The sequence below is a fragment of the Maricaulis sp. ABE4_448 genome (assembly GCF_056160825.1).
The window spans coordinates 476,299-488,318 of sequence record NZ_JBSWXX010000003.1; the positions used below are offsets into that span (position 1 = coordinate 476,299).

13 protein-coding genes are annotated in these 12,020 nt (G+C 64.9%); 8 read left to right on the forward strand and 5 right to left on the reverse strand.

Annotation, left to right across the window (positions count from 1 at the left end; translation table 11 throughout):
* The 6 genes from ntrX to hflX all read left to right on the forward strand — a co-directional run bounded on the left by ntrX (nucleotide 1) and on the right by hflX (nucleotide 6,779).
* Entirely contained in the window at nucleotides 1-1,389 is a 1,389-nt protein-coding gene (gene ntrX / locus ACXAJV_RS11325; protein WP_475085384.1) for a nitrogen assimilation response regulator NtrX, read from the forward strand.
* Nucleotides 1,390-1,410: 21 nt separating this feature from the next.
* A complete protein-coding gene (gene trkA / locus ACXAJV_RS11330; protein ID WP_271186658.1) occupies nucleotides 1,411-2,784 on the forward strand; it encodes a Trk system potassium transporter TrkA in 1,374 nt (457 codons plus the stop codon).
* 3 nt (nucleotides 2,785-2,787) lie between these two features.
* Nucleotides 2,788-4,191, forward strand: a complete 1,404-nt coding sequence (locus ACXAJV_RS11335; RefSeq protein ID WP_475085385.1) for a potassium transporter TrkG — start codon at nucleotides 2,788-2,790, stop codon at nucleotides 4,189-4,191.
* 10 nt (nucleotides 4,192-4,201) lie between these two features.
* Complete coding sequence (locus tag ACXAJV_RS11340; protein ID WP_475085386.1) at nucleotides 4,202-5,050, forward strand: D-amino-acid transaminase; 849 nt, start codon at nucleotides 4,202-4,204, stop codon at nucleotides 5,048-5,050.
* Nucleotides 5,051-5,157: 107 nt separating this feature from the next.
* Nucleotides 5,158-5,433 (forward strand): RNA chaperone Hfq, encoded by a 276-nt coding sequence (gene hfq / locus ACXAJV_RS11345; protein WP_291887800.1) that lies wholly within the window; start codon nucleotides 5,158-5,160, stop codon nucleotides 5,431-5,433.
* The gene (hflX, locus tag ACXAJV_RS11350) at nucleotides 5,430-6,779 is read left to right on the forward strand and encodes a GTPase HflX (protein WP_475085389.1); all 1,350 of its coding nucleotides are present in this window, start codon (nucleotides 5,430-5,432) and stop codon (nucleotides 6,777-6,779) included. Before hfq ends, hflX begins: the two co-directional genes overlap by 4 nt.
* A gap of 8 nt (nucleotides 6,780-6,787) precedes the next feature.
* Here hflX and mazG read toward each other — a convergent pair whose 3' ends face one another.
* Nucleotides 6,788-7,606, reverse strand: coding sequence for a nucleoside triphosphate pyrophosphohydrolase (gene mazG / locus ACXAJV_RS11355; protein ID WP_475085390.1), 819 nt, complete (start codon nucleotides 7,604-7,606; stop codon nucleotides 6,788-6,790).
* Between the two features lie 383 nt (nucleotides 7,607-7,989).
* Between mazG and ACXAJV_RS11360 the strand changes: the two genes are divergently transcribed.
* Nucleotides 7,990-8,157, forward strand: coding sequence for a hypothetical protein (locus ACXAJV_RS11360; protein ID WP_475085392.1), 168 nt, complete (start codon nucleotides 7,990-7,992; stop codon nucleotides 8,155-8,157).
* Between the two features lie 82 nt (nucleotides 8,158-8,239).
* Complete coding sequence (locus ACXAJV_RS11365) at nucleotides 8,240-8,689, forward strand: DUF411 domain-containing protein (RefSeq protein WP_475085393.1); 450 nt, start codon at nucleotides 8,240-8,242, stop codon at nucleotides 8,687-8,689.
* Nucleotides 8,690-8,695: 6 nt separating this feature from the next.
* Here ACXAJV_RS11365 and ACXAJV_RS11370 read toward each other — a convergent pair whose 3' ends face one another.
* From ACXAJV_RS11370 to tmk, 4 genes are read right to left on the reverse strand one after another with little or no spacing between them, the layout of a single operon-like run.
* The gene (locus ACXAJV_RS11370; RefSeq protein ID WP_475085394.1) at nucleotides 8,696-9,556 is read right to left on the reverse strand and encodes an MBL fold metallo-hydrolase; all 861 of its coding nucleotides are present in this window, start codon (nucleotides 9,554-9,556) and stop codon (nucleotides 8,696-8,698) included.
* The gene (locus ACXAJV_RS11375; RefSeq protein ID WP_475085396.1) at nucleotides 9,553-10,335 is read right to left on the reverse strand and encodes a TatD family hydrolase; all 783 of its coding nucleotides are present in this window, start codon (nucleotides 10,333-10,335) and stop codon (nucleotides 9,553-9,555) included. The genes ACXAJV_RS11370 and ACXAJV_RS11375 overlap by 4 nt, the downstream gene beginning before the upstream one ends.
* A gap of 8 nt (nucleotides 10,336-10,343) precedes the next feature.
* A complete protein-coding gene (locus ACXAJV_RS11380; RefSeq protein WP_475085398.1) occupies nucleotides 10,344-11,387 on the reverse strand; it encodes a DNA polymerase III subunit delta' in 1,044 nt (347 codons plus the stop codon).
* Nucleotides 11,384-12,016 (reverse strand): dTMP kinase, encoded by a 633-nt coding sequence (gene tmk / locus ACXAJV_RS11385; protein ID WP_475085399.1) that lies wholly within the window; start codon nucleotides 12,014-12,016, stop codon nucleotides 11,384-11,386. Before tmk ends, ACXAJV_RS11380 begins: the two co-directional genes overlap by 4 nt.
* Nucleotides 12,017-12,020: the final 4 nt, after the last annotated feature.

Sequence of the window (12,020 nt, forward strand, 5' to 3'; positions counted from 1 at the left end):
ATGGCCCGGGATATTCTCATCGTCGATGACGAGGCCGATATTCGTGAGCTGATCGGCGGCTTGCTCGAGGATGACGGCTATGAGCCGCGCGAGGCAGCCGATGCCGATGGTGCCCTGGCGGTGATCCGCCAGCGCAAGCCGTCGCTGATCATTCTGGATGTCTGGTTGCAGGGCAGCCGGCTGGACGGGATCGAACTGCTCGACGAATTCCGTGCGCTCGATCCGGACCTGCCGGTAATCGTGATTTCCGGCCACGGCACGATCGAGACCGCCGTCGCGGCGATCCGCAAGGGCGCCTATGACTTCCTGGAAAAACCCTTCAAGAGCGACAAGCTCCTGCTCACTGTGCAGCGTGCCCTGGAGACGAGCCGTCTGCGCAGCGAGAATGCCGAGCTGCGCGCCCGCACCCAGGCTCAGAGCACGCTGATCGGCGATTCCAGCGGCATCCTGCAGGTGCGCCAGCTGATCGAGCGCGTTGCGCCCACCAACAGCCGTGTCCTGATCCGCGGTCCCTCGGGCGCCGGCAAGGAACTGGTCGCCCGCCTGATTCACGAAAATTCGCCACGCGCCAATGCCGATTTCGTCGCCGTCAGCGCGCCGGGCATGTCGCCGGAAGGGGTCGAGGAGGAGTTGTTCGGCCGCGAGAATGATGACGGCTCGGTCAAACATGTCGGCCTGCTGGAACGCGCCCATGGCGGCACGCTCTATCTTGACGAGATCGCGGACATGCCGACGGCGACCCAGAGCAAGCTCCTGCGCTTGCTGGTGGAACAGCGTTTCCGCCGGATCGGCGGGGCCGGGGATGTGCAGGTCAATGTGCGGGTGATCTCCTCGACCGCCCAGGATCTGGCCGTGCGCATCCAGGAAGGCCGTTTCCGCGAGGATCTCTATCACCGTCTCGCCGTCGTGCCCGTCACCGTGCCGGCCCTGGCCGAGCGGCGCGAGGATATTCCCGCGCTGGTCGATCATTTCGTGAAGAACCTGACGCAATCGGCCGGCCTGCCGCTGCGGGCCTTCGGCGATGATGTCATGGCGGCGCTGCAGGCGCACAGCTGGCCGGGCAATGTCCGTCAGCTGCGCAACAATATCGAGCGCTTGCTGATCCTCGCCACCGGTCCGGCCAATGAGCCGATCACGCTGGACGCCTTGCCATCGGAAGTCGTCACGCGCGACAATCACGAGACCGGCTTCGATGCCGAAAAGATGATTGCCCTGTCGCTGCGCGAGGCCCGGGAGAATTTCGAGCGTGAATATCTCAAGGCCCAGATCGACCGGTTCGGCGGCAATATCTCCCGCACGGCGGCCTTTATCGGCATGGAACGGTCGGCGCTTCACCGCAAACTCAAATCGCTCGGCGTCACCTCGCCGCAGCGCGACGGCGCGGCCTAGTCCGCACCCCACGGAGACGACATGAAAGCCATAGTCTGCGGAGCCGGGCAGGTCGGGGTCGGCATCGCCCGGGCACTTGCGCGGGAAGGCAATGCGGTGACCGTCGTCGACTGGTCGACCGAGCTGATCGACAATGTCGTGACCGACCTCGATGTGCGCGGCGTGGTGGGCCATGCCTCGCATCCGGACGTGCTGGAAAAGGCCGGGGCGGCGGAAGCCGATCTGCTGGTCGCCGTGACCTATTCGGACGAGGTGAACATGATCGCCTGCCAGGTCGGGCACTCCCTGTTCTCCACGCCGATGCGGATCGCCCGGGTGCGGGCCCAGGAATATCTCGATCCGGCCTGGGGCGATCTCTTCTCCACTGGCAATCTGCCCGTCGATGTCGTGATCTCGCCCGAGCTCGAGGTCGGCCGCGCCATCCTGCAGCGGGTGGAAACGCCCGGCGCCTTTTCCACGGCAGTGTTCGCCGGCGGACGGGTGCAGCTGCTGGGCCTGCGTCTGGAGGAAACCTCGCCGGTGGCAGGTTCCACCACCGAACAGGTGATGGAACTCTTCCCGGACCTGCGCCTGGCCGTTGTCGGCGTGCAGCGCGAACGCACGCTCTTCATTCCCAAGCTGAAGGACCCGCTGCTGCCGGGCGATGATGTCTATGTCGTCACCGAAAGCGCACAGGTGCGGCGACTGCTCGACATTTTCGGCCGCAGCGCCGAGCAGATCCGCCGCGTCGTTGTGGTCGGGGCCGGCAATATCGGCGTCTATGTCGCCCGCGCCCTGGAACGCGCCGGCGGGGTGAAGGTGCGGCTGATCGAGGCCGACAAGGCCCGCGCCGAACATGCGGCCGAACGGCTCAAGCGGACCGTCGTGCTGCATGGCGACGGTCTGAATGCCCGCATGCTGCGCGAAGCCGGCGTCGCCAATGCCGAGCTGGTCATCTGCGTCACCAATGACGACAAGGTGAACATGCTCTCAGGCGTGATGGCCAAGCGGGAAGGGGCCGAGCGCGCGCTCAGCCTGATCAATGACCGCACCTTCGAGGGCATGCGTGAACCGCTGGGTATCGACGTGCTGATCGATCCGCGTGCGACCACCGTGTCGACCATTCTCCAGCACATTCGCCGCGGCCGGATTACCGGCCTGCAGACGCTTGGCGGCGGTGAGGCGGAAGCGCTGGAAGGTATCGCCCTGTCCACCTCGCCACTGGTTGGCAAGACGCTGGACGAGCTGGAATTGCCGGACGGGGTGGCACTGGGCGCCGTGGTGCGCGGCGACAAGGTGATCCTGCCTTGCGACGAGGGCCGGATCCGCGAGAACGACCGCGTTCTCCTGTTCTGCAACAAGGCGCTGGTGCCCAAGGTCGAGCACCTGTTCCGGGTCAGCCTGGAATATTTCTGATCCATGTCGCCGGCGGCGCTCTTCCGCCCCCTGGGGGCTCTGTGGGTGCTGGTCGCGCTGATCGCACTGCTGGCGGCGGTCTGTGCGCCTGCCGTGGAGGAATGGCACCTGGCGCCCTTTTTCATCACCACGGCCGGGCTGGCCTTCGTGCCGGGTGCGCTTGTCCTGGCAGCCACGCGCGGCGTCCAGGTCGGGGCCAGCGCGCTCGATGCGCTGGGATTGGCCCTGCTCGCCTGGGTGACGACCCCCGCCTTTGCAGCGCTGCCATTCTGGCTGACCGGCTATTTCGGCCCGATGGATGCGCTGTTCGAGGCCTATTCGGCTCTCACCACAACCGGCGCGACCCTGCTGCCCGCCGATGAGTTGCCGCGCTCCTTGATCTTCTGGCGCGCCGTTCTGGCCTGGCTGGGCGGGTATGCGACCCTCTTGCTGGCCATTGCCGTCTTCGCCGCGCTCGACCGGGATGTGCCCGCGATCCGCAAGTCAGCACTCCTCACCGTGCGGCCTGACAATATCCTCTCCCACCTGCCGGTCGCGGCTCGGCGGGTGGGACTGGTCTATGCCGTGCTGACCGCTATCACCTGGCTGCTCCTGCTGTTTGCCGGCAACGGCTTCTTCGACGCCACCGTGCTGGCCATGTCCGCGATCTCCACCTCGGGCTATGCACCGGTCGATGGGGGGCTGGCGACGAATTTCGGCACGGTATCGATGCTGATCGTGGCGCTGGCCTGCCTCGCCGGATCGGTGAATATCGCCCTGTTCTGGGATGCCTTGCGCGACCGGGGCGTGCTTCGGGACCCTGACCTTGCCGGTATCGCTGCGCTTGTTATCGGCCTGGGCGGGCTCTACGTGATCGCCGACACCTCGCACATCCCCTCGCACTTCATTGACGCCTTCTTCGTCGTCTCGACCAGCGGGTACACGGTGTCCGCGCCGGCATCGCCGGTCCCGGTGGCAGCAGTCTTCGTGGCGCTCGTGGGCGGGGCGGCGGCATCCACCACGGGCGGTGTGAAAATCTCCCGCATTCTTCTGCTCTGGCGTCGCATGGGCTCCGAGCTCGCCGTACTGACCGACCCGTCCAGCCTGGTGCCCGTCACCTTCCGCGGACGCTCGGTGCACGACACGGCGCTGATCGGTATCTGGGCCTATGTGCTGGGTTTCCTGGCTTGCCTGGGGATTGGCGCCCTGGTGCTGACTTTGACCGGGCTGGATTTCCAGACCGCCTTTCTGGCGAATGCCGCCGCGCTGGCGAATGCCGGACCGCTGCTGCACGAGATCAATGCAGGACATGGGTGGGACGAGCTTGCGGACAACGCCAAACCGATCCTTATTTCAGCCATGATTCTCGGGCGTCTGGAGGTGCTCGCCGCGGTCGCGGCGATATGGGCGCTCTTCATCAGGAAATAAGAGAGAACGCGTGTCCAGGATTGCCTATGTCAACGGCCGCTTCCAGCGCCACGACCTTGCCGCCGTACACATTGAGGACCGGGGTTTCCAGTTCGCCGACGCCATCTATGAGGTCTGGGCGGTGCGCCGGGGCGGGCTGCTGGACGCCGACGGCCATTTCGACCGGCTGGACCGGTCCCTGGGCGAGCTGCGCATCCCGCATCCGGTCACCCGCGCAGCGCTGACGATCCTGATCCGCGAACTGATCCGCCGCAACCGCATCAGCGATGGTCTGGTCTATCTCCAGATCAGCCGCGGCCGGGCGCGCCGCGACCATGGATTTCCGCCCCCCGGCACCCGGCCAACCCTCGTCCTCACGACCAAGCGTCTCGACCTGGATGCCGTGGCCAGACGGGCAGAGCAGGGGGTTTCGGTCATCTCCGTACCCGACCAGCGCTGGGCACGTTGCGATATCAAGACCGTGAACCTGCTGCCCAACACGCTCGCCAAACAGGCCGCGCGTGATGCCGGCGCCTATGAGGCCTGGCAAGTGGATGCCGACGGCTTCGTCACCGAGGGCACGTCGTCCAACGCCTGGATCCTGACGGCCGATGGCGCGCTGGTCACGCGGCCCGCCGATCACGCCATCCTGCACGGTATCACGCGGGCAACGCTGATCCGCACAGCGACGGCCGCCGGCTATCGTCTGGAAGAACGCCCCTTCACGATCGCCGAAGCGCTTGAATCCCGCGAGGCCTTCCTCACATCGGCCACGAATTTCGTGATGCCCGTGACGCAGATCGACGGCCGTCCGGTGGCAAATGGCGAACCGGGTTCGGTATCTGCCGAGCTGCGTCAGGCCTATCTGGCAGCCGTGTGATCAACATTCCGGCTTTCTCGGAAAGATGAGATGGTTGCAGGCCATGGCGGGGCCTGTATACCCTGTTTGGCGAATCGCTTGCTTCAAGCGAGTCATGTGGAGCCGACATGTCGCACGATAAAAAACAAAACCTGCAGGACGTCTTCCTGAACTCGGTGCGTAAGACGAAAACGCCGCTGACCATTTTCCTGGTCAATGGTGTGAAGCTTCAGGGCGTCGTAACCTGGTTCGACAACTTCTGTGTTCTTCTTCGCCGCGACGGGCTTTCCCAGCTCGTCTACAAACATGCCATCTCGACCATCATGCCGGCTGCGCCGGTTCAGTTGTTCGATACGGACAGGGCGGACGAGGATGACGCGACGGACGAAAGCACCGCGGATTGATTGATCGCGAGGCGCCGGTATCGCGCGCCCTTGTCATTCATCCCACTGCCCGCGATGGCGTGGCGCGCTCCGAGGCGCGTCTGGAAGAAGCCACCGGTCTGGCCGAAGCGCTGGATCTGGAAGTGGCGGAGGCCTTCATCGCACCGATCCGCAAGATCGATGCGGGACGCTATTTCGGCCGCGGCAAGCTGGATGAATTGAAGGCGCGGATCGAGGAAAACACGGCGGATGTCGCCGTGATCGATACGGCTTTGTCGCCGATTCAGCAGAGAAATCTGGAAAAGTCTTGGAATGTCAAGGTGATAGACCGTACCGGTTTGATCCTTGAAATCTTCGGCCAGCGTGCGCGCACCAAGGAAGGCGTGCTGCAGGTCGAGCTGGCACGGCTGGCCTATGAGCGCTCGCGCCTGGTGCGGACCTGGACCCACTTGGAACGTCAGCGTGGCGGCCGCGGCTTCCTGGCCGGTCCGGGTGAAACGCAGATCGAAACCGACCGGCGCCTGCTCAACGAGAAAATGGCCAAGCTGCGCCGGCAGCTTGAGGAAGTCCGGCGCACGCGCAGCCTCCACCGCGCGCAGCGCCAGGACGTCCCGTTCCCGACGGTCGCGCTGGTGGGCTATACCAATGCGGGAAAATCCACGCTTTTCAACAAGCTGACTGGGGCAGGGGTGTTTGCCCAGGATATGCCCTTCGCAACGCTCGACCCCACGGTGCGGGCCGTCGACCTGCCTGGTGGCACGCGCATCCTCCTGTCTGATACAGTGGGCTTCATCACCGACCTGCCGACCGAGCTGATCGCGGCCTTCCGGGCGACACTGGAAGAAGTGCGGGAGGCCAATCTCCTGGTCCATGTCATTGACGCTTCGGATCCTGATCACGAGGGCCGGATCGGCGATGTGATGAGCGTGCTCGATGCCATCGAGGCCGGCCCCGCGCACGAGCAGCCGATGATCGAAGCCTGGAACAAGGCCGATAACCTCGGACTCGAAGACGCCGAGGATCTCGCCATCCAGGCGGACATTGCCAATATGAAGGCGGGCCGGGCCGTCAAACTGCCGCTGTCGGCGGTCTCAGGCGACGGTGTGGATGCACTGGTCGATGCGATCGAAAAAGCTCTGGCGACCGATGATGAGCGGATCGAGGTGCGCGTGCCGCCGGAACAGCCGCGCGCGCTCGCTTGGCTGCATTCCCATGGCGAGATCCGTGATAGCCAAATGGACCCGGAAACCGGCGTGACGACAGTCAGGGTGCGCCTCGCGCCGGCCGAAGCCGGTCGCTTCCGGGCCCAATTTCCTGACCTGGCCATCCCGCAAGGGATTGGCGAGGTGGAAGAGGACGAATTCTAGGGAGGGATTCAGGCCGGTGCCGCGGCCTTCTCCTTGAGCTTTGCCTCGGTCCACAGCGCTTCCATCTCGTCCAGGCTGGCATCCTCGGGCTTGCGCCCCTGTGCTGCAAGGCGGTCCTCGATATAGCGGAAGCGGCGCTCGAACTTGGCGTTGGCATCGCGCGTTGCGGTCTCGACATCAACCTTCAGCTTGCGGCCAAGATTGGTGCAGACGAACATCAGATCGCCGATCTCCTCGGCGATATGCGCCGCATTGCCCGAGGCGATGGCTTCGCGGACCTCGGCGATTTCCTCATCCACCTTGTCCAGAACGCGCTCGGCGTCCGGCCAGTCGAACCCGACGCGGGCTGCGCGCTTCTGAAGCTTCTGGGCGCGCTTGAGTGCGGGCAGGGCAACCGGCACATCGTCCAGCACGCGATCACCCTTGGCCGATCCGGCGCGCTCGGCCGCCTTGATGGCCTCCCATTCGACGGTCTGCGTCTCGCTGTCACGCGTGTCCGCATCGCCGAAAACATGCGGATGGCGTCGAATCATCTTGTCGTTGATGGCGCGGCAGACATCGGCAAAGTCGAACAGGCCGGCTTCCTGCGCCATCTGGGCATGAAACACGACCTGCAGGAGAAGATCGCCCAGCTCGTCCTTCAGCTCGCCATGGGCGCCGCGCTCGATCGCATCGGCAACCTCATAGGCTTCCTCGATCGTGTAGGGGGCGATCGAGCGGAAATCCTGTTCCAGATCCCAGGGGCAGCCGCCATCCGGATCGCGCAGTTTCGACATGACGGCGAGCAGGCGATCGATAGGGGCGAGATCGGGCGATGGCGCGGTCATGTCGGCTCCGTGGCGGCGGTCGCGGGAATCGAACGCCATGCTAGCCCGTAACGGCCGCGCGACGCGATGCAGGATACTTCAAGCCGCAACACAGAATACACCTGCCATACCACGCGAACCAGAAACCCGAATGAGATATTGGTTTGATAGTTGAGCATTTAACTTTGAAATTGCACCGGAATTTGACCCTCAAACCGACGAGGGCGCCGAAGCCGCAGTGCCGGGTTGCGATATCAATTTAGCGCATAATAAATATTATGAGAAATATTGGGTCGGTATCCGCATGATGTCACAACGAACTGCGATGTCACGAAAACACGCCGGGAATCGATGTTACATTTGTAGCGAAAGTGTTCCCTGTATCGCGTCTGGAGAGGTTCCTCATGCCGTTTCCCGCTCTTGTCATCCTCGGCACCCTGACCGGCCTTCAGGGCGTCGCGGCGATCACAGGCACCGAGGTCCAGTTGGCCGAGGGTGATGCGCATTACAGGCCGGATTGCGTCCGGGCCGAGCGTGACGGTGCGAGCAAGATTGTCTGTCCGCCGAACTAGAATGCGCGGATCGCCGCATCGTCCTGTCAGTCCTTGTCTGCTAGACAGTGCGACGAAACGCAAAAAAGCCCCGGAGCCCTTCATGATCGACCGCCGCACCCTTGTCCTGACCGGTCTGGCCAGCCTGGCGCTCTCCAGCCGCGCCCGCGCGGAGGACCATCCTGTCATGATGGTTTACAAATCCCCGACCTGCGGCTGCTGTGGTGCGTGGATCGAGCATGTCGAGGCGGCCGGTTTCCGGGTCGCGGTCCGCAACATGCCGGATGTGGTGCCGGTCAAGACCGAGTTCGGCGTGCCGCAGGCCTTGTGGTCCTGCCATACGGCCCGGATTGGCGACTATACGATCGAGGGACATGTGCCGGCCGAGGATATCCTGCGAATGCTGGAGACCCGGCCGCAGATTGCCGGTATCGCCGTGCCCGGCATGCCGGCCGGATCGCCGGGCATGGAAATCCCGGGCTATAGCGAAGCTTATGATGTGTATGCCTTTTCCGGCGACAACCTGGCGATTTTTGCCAGCCATGAGGGCTGAGGCACCCTACTCCGGAAGGTCATCGAAACGCACGCGCTCGCCGTCCCAGATCAGCCGCATCCCGTCATAGCCGGGCCAGACATGCTCGGGCAGCGTGTCGACCAGAACGTCGTAATCCAGCGTGATGTGCATATTGGTCAGCACGCCGAAGCGGGCGCCGACGCGTTCCAGCGCTTTCAGGGCATCGTCGACGGTGAAATGGGTCGGATGGGGTTCGCGGCGCAGGGCATCGACAATCCAGCAGCCCACACCGTCCAGCAGCGGCAGGCTCGCCTCCGGCAGGGCGTTGACGTCCGGCGAATAGGCGATATCGCCGATCCGGAAGCCGAGCGAACGGATCGATCCGTGCTCCTGGTCGACCGGAATGAGCGAAACCTCACCGCCCGGCCCGTCAATCGTCACCGGCTCGCCGAAATCCGGCATGTTGCGGCGATCGAGAATGGCCGGATAGCTGGAACCCGGCGGTGTGTCGAATGTGTATCCGAAACGCGACACCAATGTTGCTGCTGTGGGTGCATCCATCCACACAGGGATGCGCTGACGTTGCAGGTATGCAAAGGCCCGCAGGTCGTCGATGCCATGGGTCTGGTCGGCATGATCATGGGTCAGGACGACACCGTCGATCCGTGTCACCCGGGCTGACAGCATCTGTTCACGGAAGTCCGGCGACGTATCGATCACGACCCGCGTCACCGCCTCCCCGCCATCCAGATCAGCACGTGTTTCTGCACGCTCGACCAGCGCCGAGCAGCGGCGGCGGCGATTGCGCGGATTGTTGGGACTGCAGTCGCCCCAATCGCCGTTCGCACGCGGCACGCCGCCCGAGGACCCCGTGCCCAGCAGGGTTATCCGGACCAGGCCCGTCACGGTTTCTCGATCCGGTCGAACAGGTTGAGCGCGGCTTGCGTGGTCCGGGCTGCACACTCCTCGACCGTCCAGCCCTTCACGGCAGCCAGTCCCGCTGCGACATCGGGCAGGAAGGCCGGCTCGCAACGCTTGCCGCGATGCGGCACGGGCGCGAGATAGGGACAATCGGTTTCCAGGATCACCCGGTCGTCCGGCACCTCGTCGCGGAACACGGCACGCACATCCTCGGCCTTCTTGAAGGTGACGATCCCTGACGCCGAAAACCAGGCGCCCAGCCGAGCGGCCCGGCGGGCCAGGTCGGCACCGCCGGTATAACAGTGCAGCAAGGGCCGGAAGGCCCCCTTCCCCATTTCCTCTTCCAGAAGATCCGCCATCGCCTCATCCGCTTCGCGGGTATGCAGGACGAGCGGCAGATCCGTCTGGCGCGCCGCCTCGATATGCGCTTTCAGGCTGGCGAACTGGTCCTCGCGCGGGGAATAGCCGTAGTGGAAATCCAGCCCCGTCTCACCGATGCCGACGACCTTGGGATGGCGGGCGATCTCGATCAACTCACCGGCTGTGATGTCCGGCCGGTCCTTGGCGTGGTGCGGATGGGCGCCGATCGTGCAGTAGATGTCGTCATGGGACTCGGCGATGCCGGAGACAGCCTCGAAATCGCTGAGACGGCAGCAGATCGCGATCATGCGCTCCACACCGGCTGCACGGGCCCGTTCGATGACGGCGTCTAGATCGTCGGCAAACTGCTCGCCGTGAAGATTGACGTGTGTGTCGATAAACATGACCGGTCTCAGGCGACTTCCTTTCGCGCAGCGTCCCGGGCAATCGCAAGGGCTGCCAGCGCGCTCTGTTTCGGGTCGAGATAAAGTGCCTCGGCGTCCCGGACAAGCGAACCAAGCTCCCGCCACGCCGTAAGCCAGGCTGTCACGTCTTCGCCATTGGCAGCCCGGCGGCGCGCCTGATTGCGCAGGGCGCCGGAAAGCGCCTCGTAGAACAGGCCGCGCAGATCCTCGCCGGCCTTTGTGGAAATCCGGTCGGCCAAGCGGCGCATTTCCGGTTCGCCGGCCGAACGCCCCTTCTCGACAATGGCCTCGACATCGCGGGCCAGGCCGACGCCGCCCGAGACATGCAGCGACAACGCCCGGCCCGGTGCGCCCGCGGCCAGCCGGGACGCAGCCAACGCACCACCGGCATCGGCATCGCTGATCCCGGCAAGCCACTCGGCTGTCGCCTCGACGGATGGCGCGCGCAGATCGAGGCGACGGCAGCGTGAACGAATTGTGGCCGGCAGGCGGCCCGGTGTATGGGTCACCAAAAACAGGACACCACGTTTAGGCGGCTCCTCAAGAGTTTTCAGCAAGGCATTGGCGGCGTTGGTATTCATATCGTCGGCACTGTCGACGATGCAGACGCGCCAGCCGCCCTTGGCGCCGGAACTCATCTCGAAAAAATGCGGCGCCCGCCGCGCTTCTTCCACGGTGATCTCGGCGCGCCAGCGCTTGCGTTTCTCGTCCCATGGACGCCGAAGCAGCAGGAGGTCCGGATTGGCTTGGGCCTCCAGCAGCTTGCAGACAGGGTCCTGCGGGCTGGAGCCGAGCGGGCCGCCCTCGTCCATCGGCACAGCACCGAGAACCCGGCGTGCGGCCCGCCAGGCGAAGCTGGCCTTGCCGACGCCGCGCGGTCCCGTGATCATCCAGGCGTGATGCAGGCGCCCGCTCTGCCAGGCTTTTGCGAAAGCCTGTTCTGCGGCCTCGTGGCCGAACAGATCATAGCGCTCGCGCGGCGGCAGGCAGCCCGGCAGGACGTCGGACCCGGTATCCGGATCGGCACTCATACCGGGGCGCTGAGCCGTGTCTCGATGGCCTGGAGAGCCGCCGCAGCCACGGCATCCGCATCGGAACGGGCATCCAGAACGACACAGCGGTCAGGCTCGCCCGCAGCGATATCCAGGAAGGCCTGGCGCAGGCGGGCGTGAAAATCTCCGTCGAAGCGCTCGAATCGCGTCGCATCCTCGCCGCGCGCGACCGTCCGCTCCAGCCCCGTCCGCGGGTCGAGATCGAGCACCAGGGTCAGATCCGGCCGGAAGTCGCCCAGCGCGGCCGCATGCAGCTGACGGATACGGTCGAGCGGAACGCCGCCTGCCGTGCCCTGATAGGCCATGGTGGAATCGGCAAAACGGTCGGAAATCACCCAGGCGCCACGGGCCAGCGCAGGCTCGATCAGTCGCTCGACATGATCCACACGGGCGGCATACATCAACAACGCTTCGGTGACCGGGGACCAGCGATCCGTTGCCCCCTTGAGCAGGATGTCGCGCAAGACTTCAGCGCCGGGCGTGCCGCCCGGCTCGCGGGTAACGACCACATCCAGACCCTTTGCCACCAGGGCCGCCTGGACGGCCTTGATCAGCGTCGTCTTGCCGGCGCCCTCGCCACCTTCAAGGGTGATAAACTTGCCCCGCACGCCA

Coding starts and splice junctions, on each gene's coding strand:
- ACXAJV_RS11365 (WP_475085393.1), top strand. CDS start 8,240: ATGATCGACCGCCGCACCCTTGTCCTGACCGGTCTGGCCAGCCTGGCG.
- hfq (WP_291887800.1), top strand. CDS start 5,158: ATGTCGCACGATAAAAAACAAAACCTGCAGGACGTCTTCCTGAACTCG.
- ACXAJV_RS11335 (WP_475085385.1), top strand. CDS start 2,788: ATGTCGCCGGCGGCGCTCTTCCGCCCCCTGGGGGCTCTGTGGGTGCTG.
- trkA (WP_271186658.1), top strand. CDS start 1,411: ATGAAAGCCATAGTCTGCGGAGCCGGGCAGGTCGGGGTCGGCATCGCC.
- ACXAJV_RS11375 (WP_475085396.1), bottom strand. CDS start 10,335: ATGTTTATCGACACACACGTCAATCTTCACGGCGAGCAGTTTGCCGAC.
- ACXAJV_RS11360 (WP_475085392.1), top strand. CDS start 7,990: ATGCCGTTTCCCGCTCTTGTCATCCTCGGCACCCTGACCGGCCTTCAG.
- mazG (WP_475085390.1), bottom strand. CDS start 7,606: ATGACCGCGCCATCGCCCGATCTCGCCCCTATCGATCGCCTGCTCGCC.
- ACXAJV_RS11380 (WP_475085398.1), bottom strand. CDS start 11,387: ATGAGTGCCGATCCGGATACCGGGTCCGACGTCCTGCCGGGCTGCCTG.
- ntrX (WP_475085384.1), top strand. CDS start 1: ATGGCCCGGGATATTCTCATCGTCGATGACGAGGCCGATATTCGTGAG.